Genomic DNA, 19,888 nt, shown 5'->3' on the forward strand with positions numbered 1-19,888 from the left:
CAGAGAGTGAACCCCAGACTCAGGTTGGGGGCTGCCGCCACGCTCGCGTTAGCCCTGATCACCGGCTCGCTCGTGGGCGCCACCAGCGCCCAGGCGACGCAGGTGAGCGATCCCCCCGCCCCCGACGAGCGCCGCGACGCGCTCACCACCGCGAGCAGCGTCCTGCTCGCCGAACCGGCCGCGATCAAGGCCGCCGCCGGGGACGAGTTCACGCTGTCGTCCGCCGTCACCGGCGTGCGCGGCCTGCAGTTCCTCACCTACGCCCGCACCCACCGGGGCCTGCCCGTCTACGGCGGCGACGTCGTCGTGGGCACCGACGAGTCGGGCGCGGTCGTCACCACCGTCACCACCGGCCAGCGCGCCGTGATCGACGTGGACGTCAAGGCCCGGGTCAGCGCCGCCGCCGCGGCCGTCACCGCCAGGAAGCGGGCCGGCACGGCGGTGGCCTCCGTCGCCACGCCGAAGCTCGTCGTGCACGCCACCACCGAGACGCCGAGGCCGGCGTGGGAGGTCGTCGTCAGCGCCGCCGAACGCCCGAGCATCCTCCACGTGTACGTGGACGCGCGCACCGGCAAGGTCATCGACCAGTGGGACGAGGTCAGGGACGGAACCGGCACCGGCGACCACGTCGGCACCGTCTCCATCGACACCACGCCGGCCTACTCGATGCGCGACCCGAACCGGCCCGGCGTCCAGTGCGGCGGCCAGAACGGCCAGCCGTACACCAAGTCCGTCGACACCTGGGGCAACGGCAGCGGCACGGACCTGGAGACCGCCTGCGTCGACGCCCTGTACGCGGCGCAACGGGAGTGGGACATGCTGCGCGACTGGCTCGGCCGCGACGGCGTCAACGGCCAGGGCGGCGGCTACCCCGCCCGGGTCGGCCTGCCGGCGGTCAACGCCTACTGGTACGGCTCCTACGCCACCTTCGGCCGCAACCAGTCCGGCAGCGCCCAGCTCACCTCGATCGACGTGGTCGCCCACGAGTTCGGGCACGGCGTCTTCCAGTTCTCCGGCGGCGGCGGCGCGGGCGGCGGCAACGAGACCGGCGGCCTGAACGAGTCGACCGGCGACATCTTCGGCGCGCTGACCGAGGCGTACGCCGACAATCCGAACGACACCCCCGACTACGTGGTCGGCGAGGAGGTCGACCTGGCCGGCAGCGGGCCGATCAGGAACATGTACAACCCGCAGGCGCTCGGCCACCCCAACTGCTACAGCGCCTCGATCCCCAACACCGAGGTGCACGCGGCGGCCGGGCCCCAGAACCACTGGTTCTACCTGGTGGCCGAGGGGACGAACCCGGCGGGCAAGCCGGCCAGCGCCCGCTGCGACGGCGGCGGCGCGATCGCCGGCCTCGGCGTCCGCAAGGCCGGCGAGATCTTCATGACCGCGCTCAACACCAAGACGCAGCCGTGGACGCACGCCAAGGCGCGCGTCGCCACGCTCAACGCCGCCAGGACGCTCTACTCCGGCTGCGCCGAGTACAACGTGGTCAGGGCCGCCTGGGACGGCGTCAACGTCCGCCCGCAGCCCGGCGAGCAGCCCTGTGACGAGGGCGACGAGTTCTCGATGGCGCTGGACCCGGCCTCGGGCGGCACGCAGCCGGGCGGCACGGCCACCACGACCGTCCGCACCACCGTGACCGGCGGCTCCGCGCAGCCGATCACGCTGCGGGCGAGCGGCCTGCCCTCGGGCGTCACCGCGTCGTTCAGCCCGGCCACGATCCAGGCCGGCCAGAGCTCCACGCTCACGCTGGCCACCTCCGCCGCCAGCCCTCAGGGCGCTCACGCGATCACCGTTACGGCGGACGGCTCCGACGTGGACAGGACCGCGACGTACACCCTGCGGATCGGCGAGGTCGCCGACGACTTCTCGGTCACCGTGAGCCCGTCGTCGGCGTCCGTGCAGCCGGGCGGCTCCGCCACGGCCACGCTGGCGACCCAGGTCACCTCGGGAGACGCGCAGAGCGTCGCGCTGTCGGCGAGCGGCGCGCCCGCCGGCGTCACCGTGACCTTCAACCCGGGGACGATCACCGCGGGACAGTCGTCCTCGGTCACGATCGCCACCACGTCCGGCGTCGCGCCGGGCACCTATCAGATCAGCCTGAACGCCGACGGGACCGGCGTCGACCGCTCGACCGCGTTCAGCCTGACCGTGGGCGGCGACCAGGGCGGCACCTGGGCGCCGTGGACTCCCTACGCGGTCGGGGACGTCGTCACCTACCAGGGCGCCGGCTACCGGTGCATCCAGGCCCACACCAGCCTGCCCGGCTGGGAGCCCGCCATCGTGCCGGCCCTCTGGCAGCGAATCTGACCCTCTGATCCCTCATGGACGCCGCGTGCGGGCCGCCTGCCATGACCGGCCCGCACGCGGCTTTATGCCGCCATACGCCACAAGCACCCGCGAACGGCCCGAACGCGACAAGACCCCCGTCGCAGCACTAGGCTGGCGGACATCACCGGCGAAACCGTGCGGGAGAGCGCCCTGACAGCCGGTCAGGGTCCCTGAAGGAGCAAGCCCTCCCCGCGAACCTCTCAAGGCAAAGGACCGCACGGCCGAGGTGACCTCTGGAAAGCAGGCCTGCGGGGCCTCGCCGAAGGTGAAAGTCCGGCAAAACTCGGGCGAAGCTCTCAGGCATCGATGACAGAGGGGGAGGATGCTGGCATCCAATCCTGTCCTGAGGTGCGACAAATGTCCCGACCAACACCGCTACGAGACGTTCACCAGAGCCTCGGCGCGACGCTCACCGACTTCGCGGGCTGGCTCATGCCGCTCCGGTACGGCAGCGAGTCCGCCGAGCACAACGCCGTTCGCCAGGCGGCCGGGCTGTTCGACCTCTCGCACATGGGCGAGATCTTCCTGACCGGGCCGCAGGCCGGCGAGGCCCTCGACTACGCGCTGGTGGGGCACCTGTCGGCGCTGGTGCCCGGGCGGGCCAGGTACACCATGATCGTCAACGAGCGGGGCGGGGTGCTCGACGACCTCATCGTCTACCGGCTCGGGGACGAGGAGTTCATGGTCGTCGCAAACGCCTCGAACTACGAAAAAGTCGGAAATGAGCTGAAGGATCGTACGAAGGCGTACGACGTGGTCGTCGAGGATCGCTCCGACCAGTACGCGCTGATCGCCGTGCAGGGCCCCAGAGCCCAGGAGATCCTCGCCACCCTCACCGACGCCGACCTCGCCGGGCTCAAGTACTACGCGGGCCTGCCCGGACTGGTCGACGGGCGGCAGGCGCTCATCGCGCGCACCGGCTACACCGGCGAGGACGGGTTCGAGCTGTTCGTCGCCAACCAGGACGCGGTGCCGCTCTGGCACGCCCTCATGGCGGCGGGCGAGCCGTACGGGCTCAAGCCCGCCGGACTGTCCAGCCGCGACACGCTCCGCCTCGAGGCCGGCATGCCGCTGTACGGCAACGAACTCGGCGTCGAGCTCACCCCGTTCGACGCGGGGCTGGGCAGGGTGGTGAAATTCGACAAGCCGGGCGACTTCGTCGGCAGGACGGCGCTCGAGGCGGTCAAGGACGACCCGCCGCGGCGCCGGCTCGTCGGCCTCGTCGCGCGGGGACGCCGGGTGCCGCGCCACGGATACCCGGTGACCAAGGACGGCGCCGTCGTCGGCGAGGTCACCAGTGGTGCGCCCTCCCAGACTCTGGGCAGGCCCATCGCGATGGCCTACGTGGACGCCGGCGCCGAATCAGGCCTGGCCGTGGACATTCGGGGCAGCCAAGAACCTATGGACCTGGTAGAGCTGCCCTTCTACAGGAGGAAGAAGTGAGCAACATCCCTGACGACCTGAGCTACACCAAGGAGCACGAGTGGGTGGCCGGGCTCGAAGACGGCCTGACCGTGACCATCGGCGTCACGGCCTTCGCCGCCGACTCCCTTGGTGACGTCGTCTACGTGCAGCTCCCCGAGGTCGGCTCGAACATCGAGGCGGGCGACTCCGTGGGCGAGGTGGAGTCCACCAAGTCGGTGAACGAGATCTACACCCCTGTCGGCGGCGAGATCGTCGAGGTGAACCAGTCCGTCGTGGACGACCCCAGCCTGGTCAACAGCGACCCGTACGGGGAGGGCTGGATGTTCAGGGTGCGCATGGAGGGCGAGCCCGAAGAGGTGCTCTCCGCCGAGGAGTACACCGCGCTCACCTCGGGCGAGTCCTGACCCACCGCCGGGGCCCCGAACCGGGGCCCCGGCCCTTCCTGAAGGGCGCAGTCAATGGCGATCAGCGTCTTCGACCTTTTCAAGATCGGCATCGGCCCGTCGAGCTCCCACACGGGAGGCCCGATGGCGGCCGCGCACAAGTTCGCCCGCGGCCTGCACGAGGACGGCCTGCTCCCCCGGGTCGCGCGGGTCGAGACCATCCTCTACGGCTCGCTCGGCCTGACCGGCAAGGGCCACGGCAGCGACAAGGCGGTCCTGCTCGGCCTGTCCGGCGAGAAGCCCGAGCTGGTGGACGTCGACTCCATCGACGCCCGGCTGGCCGCGATGCGGGCCTCGGGCACGGTCAAGCTGTACGGGGCGCACGAGATCCCGTTCGTCGTGGGCGAGCACCTCGTGTTCGAGCGCAAGATCTCCCTCCCCGAGCACCCGAACGGCATGCGCTTCACCGCGTACGCCTCCGACGGGGAGCGGCTGCGGGAGAAGGTCTACTTCTCGGTCGGCGGCGGTTTCGTCGTGGACGAGAAGGCCACCGGCGCCGACCGCATCAAGCCGGACGACACCGTCCTGCCCTACCCGTTCACCACGGGCGAGGAGCTGCTCAAGCACTGCTCCAACACCGGCCTGTCGATCTCCGCGCTCATGCTGGAGAACGAGAAGGCGTTCGGCCGCACCGAGGAGGAGATCCGCGCGGGGCTGCTGCGGCTCTGGGAGGTCATGGCGGAGTGCGTGCGCCGCGGCATCTCCAAGGAGGGCGTGCTGCCCGGCGGGCTCAAGGTCAAGCGCCGCGCCAACCGGCTCCACCGCCGCCTGCAGTCGGAGCCGGCGGAGAAGGACCCGTTGCAGGCCATGGACTGGGTGACGCTCTTCGCGCTGGCGGTCAACGAGGAGAACGCCGCGGGCGGCCGCATCGTCACCGCCCCCACCAACGGCGCCGCCGGCATCATCCCGGCCGTCCTGACGTATTACACCCGGTTCGTGCCGCACGCGGACGAGGACGGCGTGGTGCGCTTCCTGCTGACGGCGGGCGCGATCGGCGTGCTGTTCAAGGAGAACGCCTCCATCTCCGGCGCCGAGGTGGGCTGCCAGGGCGAGGTGGGCTCGGCCTGCTCGATGGCCTCGGCGGCGCTCACGGAGGTCCTCGGGGGCACGCCCGAGCAGGTGGAGAACGCGGCCGAGATCGGCATCGAGCACAACCTGGGGCTGACCTGCGACCCGATCGGCGGCCTGGTGCAGATCCCGTGCATCGAGCGGAACGCGGTGGCCTCCAACAAGGCGATCACGGCCGCCAGGATCGCGCTGCGCGGCGACGGCCGCCACTACGTGGCCCTGGACAAGGCCATCAAGACGATGCGGGACACCGGTCGGGACATGCTCGACAAGTACAAGGAGACCTCGCGCGGCGGCCTGGCCGTCAACGTGATCGAATGCTGAGCATCACCGGGCGGGGCGTCTGAGGTGCGGGCGGGGGGACTCGAACCCCCACGGTGTCTCAACCAACAGGACCTAAACCTGCCGCGTATGCCATTTCGCCACGCCCGCGCAGCCCCTCGCCAAAGCGGGCCGGATCTAGTTTAGCGCTCCACAAGGGCGCGGCGGGCGGCTGTTCGGGCGCCCGCGGGTTGGAGCGGGAGAGGGCGCGGGCCCTTCGCGGAGGGCCCGCGGGCCGCCGTCAGGCCAGGCCGAGCTTCTTCTTCAGCGAGGCCACGTGGCCCGTCGCCTTCACGTTGTAGAGCGCCTGCTCCACCTTCCCGTCGGCGTCGATGACGAAGGTCGAGCGGATGACCCCCACAACCTCCTTGCCGTAGAGCTTCTTCGTGCCGTACGCGCCGTACGCCTGGTGGACGGCGAGGTCGGGGTCGGACAGCAGCGGGAAGGTCAGCCCGTCGCGCTCGGCGAACTTCACCAGCTTCGCCGGCTTGTCCTTCGACACGCCGAGCACCACGAAGCCCTCCTCGGTCAGCTGGCCGAGGCTGTCGCGGAAGTCGCAGGCCTGCTTGGTGCAGCCGGGCGTCATCGCGGCGGGGTAGAAATAGAGGATCACCCGCTTGCCGCGGTAGGCGTCGAGGGAGACGGGCATGCCGTCGGCCGCGGGTAGCGTGAACTCGGGCGCGGCGTCGCCGGGCGCGAGCTTGGTTTCGGTCAAAGTTGCCCTCCTGAGTTCTTCCCGCCAACCTACCGGCCTGGCCGCCGTGCCGTACGGCGTGCCGACCTGACAGACTGATCACCACCAGGAACGTACGGAGTCCGCACGGCACGCGGAGCGGGCGCGGCCCACGCGTACGGTCGAGAGGAGAGCCATGGCTGACACCGACCCCGACGAGCTGGAGCGGCGCATCGCGCGGACGCGTGCGGAGCTGGCGCAGACGGTCGACGCCATCGCCGAGCGGGTGAGCCCCAAGCGGGTCGCCGAGCGCACGGTGGCCGACGCCAAGCACCGCGCGACGCAGTTCGTGGCGTCCGTGGGCGACGCGCTGGGCGTGACGGCGCGGCCGGCCACCGACGATCCCGACCGGGTGTGGGAGGAGGAGCCTCCCGAGCTGGGGCCCGTGCTGATCGGCGTGGGGGCCGTGCTGGTCGTGGGGGCGGCCGTCCTGCTCTGGCGCCGCCGCCGCAAGCGCCGCTGACCCGCCCGGCCATCAGAGGACGGCAAGCCCTCAGAGGAGGGCGAGCCGTCACAGGAAGGCCAGGCCGTCAGAGGAAGGTCCGGCCCTCGCCCCGGTACGTCGGCACCGACTCCACCAGGGTGTCGCCCTCGACGAGGTGGAGCGTGTCGAAGCGCTCGCACAGCTCTCCCGCCTTGGCGTGCCTGAACCACACGCGGTCCCCGATCCGCAGGTCTTCCGCCGCCTGGCCGATCAGCGGGGTCTGCACCTCGCCCGCCCCCTCGTCGGGGGCGTAGCGGAGCCCGGCGGGCAGGTACGGCTGGGGCAGGCGGCTCGGCCCCGGGCTGCCTGAGGCGGGGTAGCCGCCGCCGAGCACGGTCACCGTGTCGGTGGCGGGGCGGCGCACCACCGGCAGGGCGAACAGCGCGGCCGGGTGGCCGGTGAAGCGCCGGTAGAAGTCGAACAGCCTCGGGTGGAAGAAGCCCGACCCGGCGGCCACCTCGGTGATGGCCTTCTCGCGCACGGTGCGCTCGACGGAGCCGGTGCCGCCGCCGTTGACGAACTCGAGGTCGGAGACCTGGCGGACGGCGTTCACGATGCGGCCGCGCCTGAGGATGAGGTCTCTGGTGGAAAGGGCCTGCATGGCGCGCAGGACGCGGGTGTAGGCGGCGTTCGCGGGCGGGGCGTCGCCCATCCCGGCGATCTGCGCCTCGTACGCCATGAGCCCGGCCAGCCTGAACCCGGGCCGCTTGGCGATGGCGGCGGCCAGGTCGGCGGCCTCCTCGGGAGTGCGGATGGTCGAGCGCAGAGCCCCCGCCCGAAACTTCCCTCCGAAGGCGACATATCCGGCGTCGATGTCCATACATATCCGGATCTCGGATCGGGGGTGGACCTCCGCCACTGCCGCCTCGGTGAAGTCCAGGTGGGCCGTCGAGTCGACGGTCACGGTGATCCGCGCGGCCGCCTCGGCGTTCCCCGCCAGCTCGGCGAGCGCGTGCCGATCAGCCGTCGGGTACGCCACCAGGATGTCGGTGAAGCCCCGCGCGGCCAGCCACAGCGCCTCGGGAAGCGTGAAGGCCATGACGCCGCGGAACCCGTCCATGCCCAGGACGCGTTCGAGCAGCGGGCGGCTGCGCACCGACTTGCTGGCCACCCTGATCGGCTTGCCCGCCGCCCGCCGTACGAGGTCGGCCGCGTTGGCCCGCAGTGCCGCCAGGTCGACGATCGCGAACGGCGGTTCGAGCCCCGCTGTGGCGCGGTCGTAACGCTGGCGGTCATCCATACACTCAGCGTAACCGCATAACGGGCAGATGAATATGAGCGACGTTCACCTTGATGTCCGTCCCCGTAATGTTCGGGCAATGGGCGGCGAGGGCGCGGTCGTGGCCGTGCCGCATCCATGTACGTCTGTCGTTGTGATGACCACGCTTCAGCAGACCAAGCCCGACACCGCGGTCAACACGCGGCAGACCGGGCTGCGCAGGGCGAGACGGGCGCTCAGACCGGCGCGTACCCTCCCTGGAGCCCTCATCGCGCTGGCGCTCACCGCCGGGCTGGGGGCGACGGCGGCCGAGGTGGTGTCCGGGCTGCTCGGCCACCCGCTCGGCTGGGTACCCGTGAACGAGGCCGTCGAGCTGGCCGGCCGGACCACCTGGCGGGAGCTGTCCGCCGCCGCCCTGGCCGTGGCGGGCGCGGGCACCCTGATGCTGGCCCTGGCGGTCGTGCCGGGGCGTTCCCGGCTGGTGCCGGTGGAGACGTCCGACCCGCTGATCGTCATCGGCATCACCCGTCCGGGCCTGCGCCGCACGCTGCGCGCGGCCGCCCAGCAGGTGCCGGGGGTGATCGGCGCCCGCGTACGCCTGCGCAACCGCACCATCGAGGTCACGGTCATGACGGAGTCGGAGAGCTCGGGCTCGATGCTGCGGCAGGTCGGCACGGCGGTGGGCGACCGCCTGGCCGGCCTCGGCACGCTGGGGACGGGCGAGGTCGTGGTCCGGCTGCGCGAGAAGGGACGGTAGATGCGGCAGTACACGGGCAACCGCGTCGGCCTGGCCGTCGTGGGCGGCACGCTGCTCGCCCTGGGCGCGTACGCCTGGCTGCGCGGCGACGGCCACTTCCCCGACCTGTCACCCACCGCGAAAGTCCTGCCCGCCCAGGCCCGCGGGGCGCTCACCGACGAGCCCTGGACCTTGTGGGCCGTCTCCCTGACCCTGGTGCTGCTCGCCCTGGCCTCGCTCCGCTGGCTGCTGCTCAGCCTCGGCTGGGGCCGGCGCGGCCTGCCCACCGGCACCGGCACCGCCATGCTGTTCGTCGGGCTGAAGGGCGTGGAGGGCCTGGGCCGGGCACGCGTGCGCGTCGGCGAGGAGGGCCTGCGCGTCTCGCTGACGTGCCCGTCGGCCGCGGACGTGGGCGCGGTGGTGCGCAAGCTGGACCAGGACATCGTCGGCAGGATCCGCCGGGAGGTCCGCGACGACGAGGCGGGCACCGTCGTCCGCCTGCACGTCCGGCGCCTGCGCGGCCAGCCGTACTGACCCGCCCGGCCCGCTCAGCCGGTGCGGGTCGGCACCGGCGGCGGCGGAGGCGGCGAGGGCGGCAGCGGCATCTCCGGCCGCTCCAGGTAGCGCAGCCCCGGCCCCCAGCCGGGATACCCCTGGTGCATCACGCGCGCGTCGTCCCGGTGCCCGAAGTCGCTGACCACGGCGACGGCGCCGCCGCCCAGCAGGGCGCCGAGCGCGAGACCGACCAGCCCGGCGCCGATGACCTGCGCCTGCTTCTGCCGGAAGAACTCCCGGTACGAGCCGGGCCGCGAGGGAGCCGCCATGGGCATCGTGGGGGGCGGCGCGTAGCCGGGACCCGGTGGCGCCTCGCCGTACCTGTACCTGCTCCGCCCTTCCCCGTCGTGCTCCCCGGGGGTCGGGTCGCGCGGCGCTTCCTCTTCACCGCGCGACCCGGCGTCGCGATCATGATCCGCCATCACGATCTCCCTTTACTCGCCCTCCAGAGGGGGCGCTCCCAGGTACGAGAATGCCGAAATCACCGTAAGCCTGGCGTAAGCCACAGGTCACGTAAGACCTGGGTCGTAGGCGTACATCCACCTTCAGGCGGAACACCGGTCAGGCGGAGCTACATATCGTGAGGGTGTGTTCGGCAGGGTACGGGCGTGGACCAGGCGCCACGAGCAGCTGGCCGGCGCCCTCCGGGTGGCGCCGCTCGCCGCGTTGTCAGCGCCTCTCGCGATCCCGTACGCGGACAGCGACCCGGCGCCGGGCACCCCGTACCTCGGCGTGGCCGGCTACCTGGGCCTGTCGGCGCTGCTCCTGCTGCCGCTGATCTGGCGCGACCGGCCGGTCGGCTCGTTCGCCGCCGTCGCGCTGGTCAGCTTCGGGCAGTGGCTGGCAGGCGTCAACCCGCTGCCGGCCAACCTCGCGGTGCTGGTCGCGCTCTGGGCGGTCGCCTACCGGTGCGCGTTCCGGTGGGCGCTGGCGGCGGTCCTGGTGGCGGAGCTGGGCACGTTCATGGCCCTGGTCAACTGGTACGAACCCACGCTCGGCATGTTCACCACCGGCTCGATCTTCGTGGTGACGATCTGGCTGGCCGGCCTGTACGCCAGCACGCGCAGGCGCTACCTCGAAGGGCTGGAGGAGCGCGCCGAGCGGGCGGAGCGCGAGCGCGACCAGCAGGCCAGGATGGCGGCCGCGGCCGAGCGCGCCAGGATCGCGAGGGAGCTGCACGACGTGGTGGCGCACAACGTCAGCGTCATGGTGGTGCAGGCCGACGGCGCGGGCTACGCCCTCGACACCGACCCCGAGCAGGCACGCGTGGCCGTCAAGGCCATCTCCAAGACCGGCCGGGCGGCGCTCGCCGAGATGCGCCGGCTGGTCGGCGTCCTGCGCGAGGGCGAGACGGCGATCACCGACTACACCCCGCAGCCCGGCCTGGGCCAGCTCGAGGAGCTGGTGCGCGGTTCGGCGGTGCCCACCCGGCTGGAGGTCGGCGGCGACCCGCGCGAGCTGCCCGAGGGCCAGCAGCTCGCGGTCTACCGCATCGTCCAGGAGGCGCTGACGAACGCGCTCAAGCACGGCGGCCCCGGCGTACGGGCGGTCGTGGCGATCGACTACAACGGCCCGGAGCTGGTGGTGCGCGTGAGCGACGACGGCAGGGGCGCGGCGGCGCCCGCGAGCACGGACGGCCACGGCCTGATCGGCATGCGCGAGCGCGCCGGCCTGTACGGCGGCGCCGTACAGGCCGGCCCCCTGCCGGGCGGCGGCTTCGAGGTGCTGGCCAGGCTGCCCATGGCGAGAGCGGCGTAGGGAGGGCGGCCGGATGATCCGCGTGATGCTGGTCGACGACCAGGAGCTGCTACGGGCCGGGTTCCGGATGGTGCTCGGCGCCCAGCCGGACATCGAGGTGGTGGCGGAGGCCGGTGACGGGCTCGCGGCGCTGGAGAAGCTGGAGAGCACCGAGGTGGACGTCGTGCTCATGGACGTGCGCATGCCCGCCATGGACGGCGTCGAGGCCACCCGGCGCATCGACGGGCCGAAGGTGCTGATCCTGACCACGTTCGACCTCGACGAGTACGCGTTCGCCGCGGTCAGGGCGGGCGCGGCCGGGTTCCTGCTGAAGGACGTGCCGCCGGCCGACCTGGTCGACGCGATCCGGGTGGTGCACGCGGGCGACGCGGTGGTCTCGCCGAGCACGCTGCGGCGGATGCTCGACCGGTTCGCCGCCCAGATCCCGGCCGAGGAGCCGGTGCCGGGCGCCGACCTGACGCCGCGCGAGCGGGAGGTGCTGCTCATGGTGGCCCGCGGCCTGTCCAACGCGGAGATCGCGGCCGGCCTGGAGGTGGCCGAGGCCACGGTGAAGACGCACCTGGGGCGGGTGCTGGCCAAGCTGGGGCTGCGGGACCGGGCGCAGGTGGTGGTCTACGCCTACGAGGCCGGGCTCGTCGTGCCGTCGCATCGGCCGAAAGTCTGACCCGGGGTCATCTGGAGTCCTACACGAAGTCCATCCAGCAGGCCCATAAATCCTGCACTTTCCGCTCCTAGCGTGATGCGCATGAATGTGACGCTCACCCCAGCCCCGCCCGCCGTGGTGGCCAGGGATCTCAGCAAGGTGTACGGCCAGGGCGACGCCCAGGTGCACGCCCTCCGCTCCGTGAACGTGTCGTTCGCCACCGGGGCGTTCAGCGCCATCATGGGCCCGTCGGGCTCGGGCAAGTCCACGCTGATGCACTGCCTGGCCGGGCTCGACACCGTGACGTCGGGCACCGTGCACATCGGCGACGTGGAGCTGACCGGGCTGAGCGACCGCCGGCTGACGATGCTGCGCCGCGAGCGGATCGGGTTCGTCTTCCAGGCGTTCAACCTGCTGCCCACGCTCACCGCCGAGCAGAACATCCGCCTGCCGCTGGAGATCGCCGCCCGCCAGGCCGACCAGCCGCTGTTCGACCGGGTCATCGAGACCGTCGGCCTGCGGGACCGGCTCGGGCACCGGCCGTCGGAGCTGTCCGGCGGCCAGCAGCAGCGCGTGGCGGTGGCCAGGGCCCTGATCAGCAAGCCCCAGGTGATCTTCGCCGACGAGCCGACGGGCAACCTCGACTCCCGCAGCGGCGCGGAGGTCCTGTCCTTCCTGCGCACCTCCGTACGCGAGCTGGGCCAGACCATCGTCATGGTCACGCACGACCCGGTGGCCGCCTCGTACGCCGACCGCGTGGTCTTCCTGCGCGACGGCGAGCTGGTGACCGAGATCGCCGCGCCGACGCCGCAGACCGTGCTGGACACCCTCGTGAAGCTGGAGGCGTGAGGTGCTGAGGACGGCACTGGCCGGGCTGCGCGCGCACAGGCTCCGGCTGCTGCTCACCGCGCTGGCGATCACGCTCGGGGTGGGGTTCATCGCGGGCACGTTCGTGCTGAACGACACCGTGCAGGCCGGCTACGACCAGCGGGTCACCGCCGACGCGGCCAAGGTGGACGTGGCGGTGCTGCCGAAGGGCCCGGACGCCGTGCTGCCCGAACGGCTCCTGGAGCGGATCCGCGCCCTCGACGGCGTCACCGAGGCGCAGGGGCTGATCCGCGCGCCCGCGCCCGTGCTCGGCAAGGACGGCAAGACCGCCGGCAACGCCCCCACCACCGCCCTGTCGATCGTCCCCGGGCCGCTCGACCGTACCGACATCGTCGAGGGCACCGGCCCCGGAACCGACGACCAGGCCGCCGTGCTCGACGAGAACACCGCCAAGGCCCAGGGCTTCCGGCCCGGCGACACGATCACCGTGCTGGACGCCAGGCAGCGCGAGCACCGGTTCAGGCTCGTCGGGCTGCTCGACCCCGGCGTGGACCAGGAGCTCTCCTACACCGGGGCGGTCGGCTTCACCGCGGCCACCGCGCAGCGGATGACCGGCGCGAAGGGCTACCGCGAGATCGACGTGGCAGGCACGGCGCCCGGGCTGAAGCAGGCCGTCGCGGCGGCGGCCGGCGGCGCGTACGTCGTCAAGACCGGCGGCGAGCTGGCCACCGACCTGGCCCGTGCGGCCGGGGTGGAGACAGAGATGCTGACGCTCGGGCTGCTGATGTTCGGGCTCGTGGCGATGATGGTGGCCGCGCTGGTCATCTACAACACGTTCAACATCCTCGTCGCCCAGCGCACCAGGGAGATGGCGCTGCTGCGGTGCGTCGGCGCCACGCGCGGCCAGGTGTTCGGCTCGATCCTGCTGGAGAGCTCCGTGGTGGGCGTGCTCGCCTCGGCGCTGGGCCTGCTCGTCGGGTACGGCCTGGCCTCGCTCACGCTGACCGTGCTGGCCGCGGTCGACGCCCCGCTGCCCACGGACGCGGCCGTCACCCTCACGCCCGTCACGATCGCGGCGGGACTGGCCGTCGGCGTGGTGGTCACGCTGGGCGCGGCCGTGCTGCCCGCCCGGTCGGCCACCAGGGTCGCGCCGATCGCGGCGCTGCGTACCCAGGCCGAGGAGCAGACGTTCAGGGCGGGCGTGGTGCGCGCCGTCCTCGCCGGGCTCTTCCTGCTGGCGGGGCTGGGCACGGCCGCCGCCGGCGTGTTCGTGCTCCCGCCCGGCCAGCAGGTCTCGCTCGTCGTCGTGATGGCCGGGGGCGCGCTGACGTTCCTGGCGGTCCTGATCCTCGGCCCGGTGCTGGTCAGGCCGCTGAGCGCGCTGGTCGGCTGGATCCCCGCGCGGCTGTTCGGGGTGCCGGGGCGGCTCGCGGTGGGCAACTCGGGACGCAACCCGAGGCGGGCCGCCACCACCACGGTCGCGCTGACCATCGGCGTGACGCTCATGACGCTGATCTCCGTGGTGACCGCGTCCACCCGGCAGACGATGACCGTCAAGCTGGACGAGCAGTTCCCGATCGACTACGCGCTGAGCAGCCAGCGGCTCGACGCGGTCATCCCCAGGTCCGTGGCCACGGAGCTGCGCGGCAGACCCGAGCTCTCCTCCGTGGTGCAGCTGCGCGAGGCCAGGGTCACGGTCGCGGGCCGGCGGCTCGGCGTCGGCACGTACGCCGGCCCCATCGAGCCGTCCCTGACCGCCGGCTCCATGAAAGGCCTCGGCCCCGGGCAGGCGGCGGTGGACGACGACCTCGGCTTCGGGCTCGGCACGGCGATCCAGGTCAGGACGCCCGAGGCGGGGACCGTCCGGCTGAAGGTGGTCGCGCTGTTCGACAGCGCCGAGTCGCCGCTGCCGCAGGTCACCGTCGCGGAGGGGGCGTTCGACACGTACTTCGGGGCCATCCCGGACACCCGCGTCCTGATCAACATCAGGGACGGCGTGCCGCCCGCGCGGGCCCGCGCGGTGGTGGACGCCGCCGTGGCGGCCTACCCGACCGTACGGGTGGCGAGCTCGACCGAGATACGCGGCCAGTTCGACGAGACGCTGGACATGCTGCTGATGGTCATCACCGGGCTGCTGGGGCTGGCGATCCTCATCTCGCTGCTGGGCATCGCCAACACGCTCTCCCTGTCGGTCCACGAACGGACCAGGGAGTCGGCGCTGCTGCGGGCCCTGGGCCTGACCCGGGCTCAGCTGCGGCGCATGCTGTCGGTCGAGGCGCTGGTGCTCGGGCTGATCGGAGCGCTGGTGGGGGTGGTGCTCGGGGTCGCCTTCGGCTGGGCCGCGATCATGGCCATGCTGGACGGCGCCGTCTTCTCCGCGCCCGTCGGGCAGATCGCGCTCTTCGTGGCGCTGTCGGGGGTGGCCGGGGTGCTGGCCGCCGTGCTCCCGGCCCGGCGGGCCGCGCGGGCCTCGATCGTCGGCGCGCTCGCCACCAGTTGATCCGGATAAAGGCCCTTTAGTCGCATAAATGCGAAGAAGCGGGAAAGAGGGCACGCAGGTGGTCGGGCGTCTCATGGGGGCGGCGCCCGGCCTTCCTTCGCGGACGGCGTCCTCAGCACGGCGTGCGGCCCTACAGGTCCGGAGCCGTCTCCCCGTAGCGTGCGGCCTTCCAGGTCGGAGCTTTCTCAGCGCGGCGTGCGGCCCGGCCAGAGGGCGGCGACCGTCTCCGGGTCGAGCAGCGGCCGGGCCACCACCTCGCCCGTGGCGCGGTCGATCACGACGCACCCGCCCCCGATCGTCTCCGGCAGCGTCGCCGGGTCGTCGGGATCAAGGTCACGCACCCACGCCACGTAACCGCCGTAGAATCCGTGCACCCCCACCGGCAGCGCCTCGTCGGGCGGCCGCACGCCGTTGAAGTACTCCTCCGCCAGCGCCCTGGCCTGTTCCAGGTTCATCGTGGCCGCCCCCGCCGGTCGAGTATCACGCAGAACACCCCGGTCACCGTCGTGTACGCCGGCTCCACTGACATGTGGCCCCGCTGGGCGTCGATCCAGATCACCTCGCCGTCGGAGTTGACAGCGTTCCAGGCATGGCAGCCGCCGCCGGGCCAGCGCACCACGATGACGGCGGCCGCCCCGTGCCCGGCCTCCTGCAGCCGCCGCGCGATCATCGGGTACGCGTGCCGCCCCTGCCCCGCGTGCCTGAGGGGATGGCCGATCCAGCGCTCGATCCTGGCCAGGCTGCCCTGCTCCCCCGTCAGCAGGGGCCGGCCGATCCGGTCGTACTCGGGGTACCTGGGGGCGGCCGCCGCGGGCTCGCCGTACCAGGTGGACATGACGGCCAGCGCGCAGTCGGCCGCGTTGGAGGCCCTGAACGGGTCGTCGGCCGGCCCGCCGCCGTTCACCAGCCGGACCCAGGTGCCGCGCGGGTCGGGAAACCGGTCACCGGGCCGCAGCGCCTCGGCGAGGTCCCGCTCCACCTGCGGATCGGGGTGCGCGAGCCCACCCGGCACACCGTACGGCCGGCAGTCGGCGAGCCGGGGCGGCCGCTGCGGCAGGTCGAACCAGTCACCCCCACCGGGCTCCGGGGACTCGCCCTGAGCATCGAGAGACTCGCCCCGGAAGTCGAAGGACCCGGCCCACGCATCGCGGGACTGCCCCCGGCGATCGGGCGACCCGGCCCAGGGACCGAGGGGCTCTCCCTGGCAGGCATCAGGCGACTCGCCCTGCATACCGGGGGGCTCCACTTGGTGGCCGGGCGCCATGGTCCAGGGCCCGAGGGATGCGCTCTGCTGCTCGGGCGAGCTGTCCCTGGAACCGGAGGACCGCGCCTGACGGCCGCGCGGCTCGGCACCACGATGGGGCGGCTCGTCTCTGAGGTCTGGAGGCGCGGCCGCCTCGGGATCAAGCCACTCCAGATCCGGCGACTCGGAATCAGACGGCTCCGGATCGGACAACTCCGCGTCGGACGGCTCGGGATCGGGCCGCTCAGCATCGGGCCGCTCAGCATCGGGTGAATCGGCTCGGGGGTCCGCGGGCTCTAAGGTGGCCGCGTCGTCCGGAGGGGAGTTCGCGGGGGCGGCGCCGCTCTCGGCGGCGCGCTCGTAGTCGAGCCACCGCACCCCCTCCGCCACCAGGGGGTTGTACCGCCCGTCTGGAAGGACCCACCGGACGCTCGGCCTGCGCTCGCGGAACACGGCTGCCTCCTGTCATGCTCGACGACCGATCGTAGAGGGGTCACCGTGACAGGGAGGGGAAGTCGGCGAGATTCACCGCCGGAAGCACCCGCCGTACCTGCGGAAACAGGGGCAAGCGGGGCGCTCAGCCCACCTGCACCGTGATCGTGTGCCAGCCGGTGGCGCCGTCGGGCGCGGGCGGGGCCTGCTGGTCGGTCTGGGTGCGTCCCGCGGCGTCGGTCGCCCGCACCTCGATCGTGTGCGAGCCGGCCGCGGCGTCCCAGTCGATCGACCACTGCCGCCACGTGTCGGGCCCGGGGACCTCGGCGAGCTTCGCCTGCCGCCACTCGCCCCGGTCGACCCGCACCTCCACGGCGTCCACCCCGGTGTGCTGCGCCCAGGCGACCCCGGCGATCGTGGTGCGCCCGGCCTTGAGCGAGGCGCCCTGCCGGGGCACGTCGATGCGCGACTGGGTCTTGATGGGTCCCTTGGCCGCCCAGCCGCGCGGCGTCCAGTACGCCTCGTCCTGGTCGAACCGGGTCACCTTGAGGTCCACGACCCACTTCGTGGCCGACACGTACCCGTACAGGCCGGGCACCACCTGGCGGACGGGGAAGCCGTGCTCCAGGGGCAGGGCCTCGCCGTTCATCGCGACGGCGAACAGCGCGTCGCGCCCGTCCATGATCACGTCGACCGGCGTGCCGCAGGTGAACCCGTCGGCCGAGGTGGACAGCAGCATGTCGGCGCCGGACTGGAGGCCGGCCTCGCGCAGCACGTCGGCCATGCGGACGCCGAGCCAGCGGGCGTTGCCGACGTACTCGCCGCCGACCTCGTTGGAGACGCAGGTGAGCGTGACGTCCGCCTCGGTGAGGGGCCGGCCGAGCAGTTCCTGGTACGTGAGCTCCACCGGCCGGTCGACCAGGCCGTGGATGCGCAGCTTCCAGTCGTTCGGGTTCACCTGAGGGACGATGAGCGCGGTATCGACCCTATAGAAGTCCCGATTTTTCGTGATGAACGAGGACAAGCCGTTGATGTGGAGGTCGGCCCCTGCCGGGATGGGCTTGGCGGGCGTCGCGGGCCTGGGCAGCGCCACCCCCACCCGCGCGGCGTCCACGGCCTGCCGCCCGCCGAGCTGGCGGCCCAGCACGGCGGCGGCCCCCGCGACCACCACCCCGCCGGCCGCGCCGGTCAGCAGCCGCCGCCGGTCGAAGGCCCGCAGATCGTCCCCGGCCCGCATCACGGCCGGCCGCTCCACGTCGTTCTCCGGCGTGAGGACATCGTTCTCAGGCGTGAGGGCGGCCGGAGCGGGGGTGCCGGCCCCCGGAACGGCGGGGGCGGCCCGCCGTACCAGCCAGGAGAGGGTCCACGCGCCCGCCGCCACCCCCACCAGGGTCGGCAGCACGTCGAGGAGCCCGGCGTCCGGCCGGGTGAGCACCGCGAGCACGCCGACCGCCGCGAACAGGACCAGCCCCGCGAAGCCGTACGCGAGCCGGCGCAGCGCCAGCACGCCGATCACGGCCGCGATGCCGGCGAGCACCACGAGCACGCCTCCGACCAGAACCGTCTTGTCGTTCTCGCCGAACGCGCTGATCGCGAACTCCTTGACGGGAGCGGGCGACAGGTCGACCGCCGCGTCGCCGACCGCCACGACGGGGAACGTCTCCTGCCCGGTGAGCGCGGCCACGAGTTGGGCCACGCCGAGGGCCGCGCCCCCGGTCACCAGACCCGCCAGAGCCCCCGCCCATGCGGGCACCATCGAAATCCTCTGCACAGTGCGAAGGTACGCCGCCCGCCGCGGCGCGGTTCTTACGCGATGGTTACGAGCGCACCAGCTGCTTCACGATGGGCGCCAGCCCGCGGAAGGCCAGCCCCCGGTGGCTGATCGCGTCCTTCTCCTCCGGCGGCAGCTCGGCCGTCGTGCGCCGCTCGCCCTCGGGCACGAAGATCGGGTCGTAGCCGAAGCCGTTGCTCCCCCGCGGCGACCTGACCAGGTGGCCAGGCAGCACGCCCTCCACCACCCGGGACTCCCCCGACGGCAGCGCCAGCGCGGCGACGCAGGTGAACCGGGCGGTCAGCTTGTCGGCGGGCACGTCGGACACCTGGGCCAGCAGCAGCTCGAGGTTGGCCACGTCGTCGCCGTGCTTCCCGGACCAGCGGGCCGAGAAGACGCCCGGCATGCCGCCGAGCACGTCGACGCAGAGCCCCGAGTCGTCGGCGACCGCGGGCAGCCCCGAGCCCTGGGCCACGGCGTGCGCCTTGAGCAGCGCGTTTTCCTCGAACGTGACCCCGGTCTCCACGACGTCGGCGATCGAGGGGAACTCCTCCAGACCCACGATGTCGAACCCGGCCAGGATGCGGCGCAGCTCGGCGATCTTCCCGGCGTTGCGGGTGGCCAGCACGATCTTCATGAACTCAGGCTCTCCTGCTGGATCAGCGTGAGCTCCTCGCACCCCGTCACGGCCAGGTCGAGGAGCCGGTCGAGCGCGGCGCGGTCGAATGGGGCGCCCTCGGCGGTGCCCTGCACCTCGACGAAGCTGCCCTCCCCCGTCATCACGACGTTCATGTCGGTCTCCGCTGCCACGTCTTCTGTGTAGCAGAGGTCGAGCATCGGCACGGATCCGACCACCCCGACGGAGACGGCCGCGACCGAGCCGATCAGCGGGTCGCCCGGGCACATCCGCCGCCGGCGCATCCAGGCGACGGCGTCGGCGAGCGCGACGTAGGCGCCGGTGATGGCGGCGGTCCTGGTGCCGCCGTCGGCCTGCAGAACGTCACAGTCGAGCAGAATGGAGTTTTCCCCCAACGCTTTGTAATCGACGCAGGCCCGCAGTGAGCGGCCGATCAGCCGGGAAATCTCGTGCGTACGTCCGCCGATTTTTCCCCGAACCGATTCACGATCGTTACGAGTATTGGTCGCCCTGGGCAACATGGCATATTCCGCCGTCACCCAACCCTGCCCGCTGCCCCTCCGCCACCGGGGCACGCTGTCCTGGACCGAGGCGGCGCACAGCACCCTTGTGCTGCCGAATTCCACCAGAACGGACCCTTCGGCATGGGCCAGCCAATGCCGGGTGATGGATATCGGGCGAAGCTGGTCAGGGTTGCGGCCATCCTGTCGGGACATGCAGATCACCCTATCTCCGCGCCACGACACTCTTGACCA

At 72.5% G+C, this 19,888-nt stretch carries 19 protein-coding genes, 1 tRNA gene and 2 riboswitches; of the genes, 11 read left to right on the top strand and 9 right to left on the bottom strand.

The window, feature by feature from the left end; translation table 11 throughout:
* Window positions 1–6 precede the first annotated feature (6 nt).
* The 4 genes from FH608_RS01000 to FH608_RS01015 all read left to right on the top strand — a co-directional run bounded on the left by FH608_RS01000 (window position 7) and on the right by FH608_RS01015 (window position 5,597).
* Window positions 7–2,316, top strand: a complete 2,310-nt coding sequence (locus tag FH608_RS01000; RefSeq protein WP_139627808.1) for a M4 family metallopeptidase — start codon at window positions 7–9, stop codon at window positions 2,314–2,316.
* A gap of 149 nt (window positions 2,317–2,465) precedes the next feature.
* Window positions 2,466–2,563: riboswitch (glycine riboswitch) on the top strand.
* A riboswitch (glycine riboswitch) is annotated at window positions 2,564–2,660 on the top strand.
* Window positions 2,661–2,694: 34 nt separating this feature from the next.
* Window positions 2,695–3,780, top strand: a complete 1,086-nt coding sequence (gene gcvT, locus FH608_RS01005; RefSeq protein WP_139627809.1) for a glycine cleavage system aminomethyltransferase GcvT — start codon at window positions 2,695–2,697, stop codon at window positions 3,778–3,780.
* Window positions 3,777–4,166 (top strand): glycine cleavage system protein GcvH, encoded by a 390-nt coding sequence (gcvH, locus tag FH608_RS01010; RefSeq protein WP_139627810.1) that lies wholly within the window; start codon window positions 3,777–3,779, stop codon window positions 4,164–4,166. The genes gcvT and gcvH overlap by 4 nt, the downstream gene beginning before the upstream one ends.
* 54 nt (window positions 4,167–4,220) lie before the next feature.
* Window positions 4,221–5,597, top strand: a complete 1,377-nt coding sequence (locus tag FH608_RS01015; protein WP_139627811.1) for an L-serine ammonia-lyase — start codon at window positions 4,221–4,223, stop codon at window positions 5,595–5,597.
* 25 nt (window positions 5,598–5,622) lie between these two features.
* Here FH608_RS01015 and FH608_RS01020 read toward each other — a convergent pair.
* Both FH608_RS01020 and bcp read right to left on the bottom strand, forming a co-directional pair.
* Window positions 5,623–5,705 (bottom strand) — tRNA-Leu (locus tag FH608_RS01020).
* Between the two features lie 130 nt (window positions 5,706–5,835).
* A complete protein-coding gene (gene bcp, locus FH608_RS01025; RefSeq protein WP_139627812.1) occupies window positions 5,836–6,309 on the bottom strand; it encodes a thioredoxin-dependent thiol peroxidase in 474 nt (157 codons plus the stop codon).
* A gap of 154 nt (window positions 6,310–6,463) precedes the next feature.
* Between bcp and FH608_RS01030 the strand changes: the two genes are divergently transcribed.
* Complete coding sequence (locus FH608_RS01030; RefSeq protein WP_139627813.1) at window positions 6,464–6,790, top strand: DUF3618 domain-containing protein; 327 nt, start codon at window positions 6,464–6,466, stop codon at window positions 6,788–6,790.
* A gap of 67 nt (window positions 6,791–6,857) precedes the next feature.
* Here the strand turns inward: FH608_RS01030 and FH608_RS01035 are convergent, their stop codons facing one another.
* Entirely contained in the window at window positions 6,858–8,051 is a 1,194-nt protein-coding gene (locus tag FH608_RS01035) for an amino acid deaminase/aldolase (RefSeq protein ID WP_139627814.1), read from the bottom strand.
* 136 nt (window positions 8,052–8,187) lie between these two features.
* Here FH608_RS01035 and FH608_RS01040 point away from each other — a divergent pair, with 136 nt between their 5' ends.
* Both FH608_RS01040 and FH608_RS01045 read left to right on the top strand, forming a co-directional pair.
* Window positions 8,188–8,787, top strand: coding sequence for a DUF6286 domain-containing protein (locus FH608_RS01040; protein ID WP_226898987.1), 600 nt, complete (start codon window positions 8,188–8,190; stop codon window positions 8,785–8,787).
* On the top strand, window positions 8,788–9,300 hold the full coding sequence (locus tag FH608_RS01045; protein WP_139627816.1) for a hypothetical protein: 513 nt from the start codon (window positions 8,788–8,790) through the stop codon (window positions 9,298–9,300).
* 14 nt (window positions 9,301–9,314) lie between these two features.
* Here the strand turns inward: FH608_RS01045 and FH608_RS01050 are convergent, their stop codons facing one another.
* Window positions 9,315–9,743, bottom strand: a complete 429-nt coding sequence (locus FH608_RS01050; RefSeq protein WP_139627817.1) for a hypothetical protein — start codon at window positions 9,741–9,743, stop codon at window positions 9,315–9,317.
* Window positions 9,744–9,909: 166 nt separating this feature from the next.
* Here FH608_RS01050 and FH608_RS01055 point away from each other — a divergent pair, with 166 nt between their 5' ends.
* The 4 genes from FH608_RS01055 (at window position 9,910) to FH608_RS01070 (ending at window position 15,050) form a co-directional block, all read left to right on the top strand.
* Window positions 9,910–11,079 (top strand): sensor histidine kinase, encoded by a 1,170-nt coding sequence (locus FH608_RS01055; protein WP_139627818.1) that lies wholly within the window; start codon window positions 9,910–9,912, stop codon window positions 11,077–11,079.
* Window positions 11,080–11,092: 13 nt separating this feature from the next.
* Window positions 11,093–11,743 carry a response regulator transcription factor gene (locus FH608_RS01060; RefSeq protein ID WP_139627819.1) on the top strand — a complete coding sequence of 217 codons (651 nt, stop codon included), beginning with the start codon at window positions 11,093–11,095 and terminating at the stop codon, window positions 11,741–11,743.
* An 81-nt stretch (window positions 11,744–11,824) separates the two neighbouring features.
* Window positions 11,825–12,571: an ABC transporter ATP-binding protein gene (locus tag FH608_RS01065; protein WP_226898847.1), complete on the top strand. Its 747-nt coding sequence runs from the start codon at window positions 11,825–11,827 to the stop codon at window positions 12,569–12,571.
* A 1-nt stretch (window position 12,572) separates the two neighbouring features.
* Window positions 12,573–15,050 carry an ABC transporter permease gene (locus FH608_RS01070; RefSeq protein ID WP_139627820.1) on the top strand — a complete coding sequence of 826 codons (2,478 nt, stop codon included), beginning with the start codon at window positions 12,573–12,575 and terminating at the stop codon, window positions 15,048–15,050.
* Between the two features lie 185 nt (window positions 15,051–15,235).
* On the opposite strand, the gene FH608_RS01075 is transcribed toward FH608_RS01070, so the two are convergent.
* From FH608_RS01075 to rph, 5 genes are all read right to left on the bottom strand, one after another.
* Window positions 15,236–15,505: a hypothetical protein gene (locus tag FH608_RS01075; protein WP_139627821.1), complete on the bottom strand. Its 270-nt coding sequence runs from the start codon at window positions 15,503–15,505 to the stop codon at window positions 15,236–15,238.
* Entirely contained in the window at window positions 15,502–16,746 is a 1,245-nt protein-coding gene (locus FH608_RS52375) for a toxin glutamine deamidase domain-containing protein (protein WP_226898848.1), read from the bottom strand. The genes FH608_RS01075 and FH608_RS52375 overlap by 4 nt, the downstream gene beginning before the upstream one ends.
* A 124-nt stretch (window positions 16,747–16,870) precedes the next feature.
* A complete protein-coding gene (locus FH608_RS01085) occupies window positions 16,871–18,496 on the bottom strand; it encodes a molybdopterin-dependent oxidoreductase (RefSeq protein WP_317135541.1) in 1,626 nt (541 codons plus the stop codon).
* A 46-nt stretch (window positions 18,497–18,542) separates the two neighbouring features.
* Window positions 18,543–19,133 carry an RdgB/HAM1 family non-canonical purine NTP pyrophosphatase gene (rdgB, locus tag FH608_RS01090; RefSeq protein ID WP_139627822.1) on the bottom strand — a complete coding sequence of 197 codons (591 nt, stop codon included), beginning with the start codon at window positions 19,131–19,133 and terminating at the stop codon, window positions 18,543–18,545.
* Complete coding sequence (rph, locus tag FH608_RS01095) at window positions 19,130–19,849, bottom strand: ribonuclease PH (protein ID WP_139627823.1); 720 nt, start codon at window positions 19,847–19,849, stop codon at window positions 19,130–19,132. Before rph ends, rdgB begins: the two co-directional genes overlap by 4 nt.
* Window positions 19,850–19,888: the final 39 nt, after the last annotated feature.

The sequence above is a fragment of the Nonomuraea phyllanthi genome, from assembly GCF_006334985.2.
Classification (GTDB): domain Bacteria; phylum Actinomycetota; class Actinomycetes; order Streptosporangiales; family Streptosporangiaceae; genus Nonomuraea; species Nonomuraea phyllanthi.

What these genes read in the sequence shown, in the direction of transcription:
- FH608_RS01075 (WP_139627821.1), bottom strand. Translation starts at nt 15,505, where the DNA reads ATGAACCTGGAACAGGCCAGGGCGCTGGCGGAGGAGTACTTCAACGGC.
- FH608_RS01015 (WP_139627811.1), top strand. Translation starts at nt 4,221, where the DNA reads ATGGCGATCAGCGTCTTCGACCTTTTCAAGATCGGCATCGGCCCGTCG.
- FH608_RS01065 (WP_226898847.1), top strand. Translation starts at nt 11,825, where the DNA reads ATGAATGTGACGCTCACCCCAGCCCCGCCCGCCGTGGTGGCCAGGGAT.
- FH608_RS01035 (WP_139627814.1), bottom strand. Translation starts at nt 8,051, where the DNA reads ATGGATGACCGCCAGCGTTACGACCGCGCCACAGCGGGGCTCGAACCG.
- FH608_RS01030 (WP_139627813.1), top strand. Translation starts at nt 6,464, where the DNA reads ATGGCTGACACCGACCCCGACGAGCTGGAGCGGCGCATCGCGCGGACG.
- rph (WP_139627823.1), bottom strand. Translation starts at nt 19,849, where the DNA reads ATGTCCCGACAGGATGGCCGCAACCCTGACCAGCTTCGCCCGATATCC.
- FH608_RS01045 (WP_139627816.1), top strand. Translation starts at nt 8,788, where the DNA reads ATGCGGCAGTACACGGGCAACCGCGTCGGCCTGGCCGTCGTGGGCGGC.
- gcvT (WP_139627809.1), top strand. Translation starts at nt 2,695, where the DNA reads ATGTCCCGACCAACACCGCTACGAGACGTTCACCAGAGCCTCGGCGCG.
- rdgB (WP_139627822.1), bottom strand. Translation starts at nt 19,133, where the DNA reads ATGAAGATCGTGCTGGCCACCCGCAACGCCGGGAAGATCGCCGAGCTG.
- FH608_RS01040 (WP_226898987.1), top strand. Translation starts at nt 8,188, where the DNA reads ATGACCACGCTTCAGCAGACCAAGCCCGACACCGCGGTCAACACGCGG.
- FH608_RS01060 (WP_139627819.1), top strand. Translation starts at nt 11,093, where the DNA reads ATGATCCGCGTGATGCTGGTCGACGACCAGGAGCTGCTACGGGCCGGG.
- FH608_RS01050 (WP_139627817.1), bottom strand. Translation starts at nt 9,743, where the DNA reads ATGGCGGATCATGATCGCGACGCCGGGTCGCGCGGTGAAGAGGAAGCG.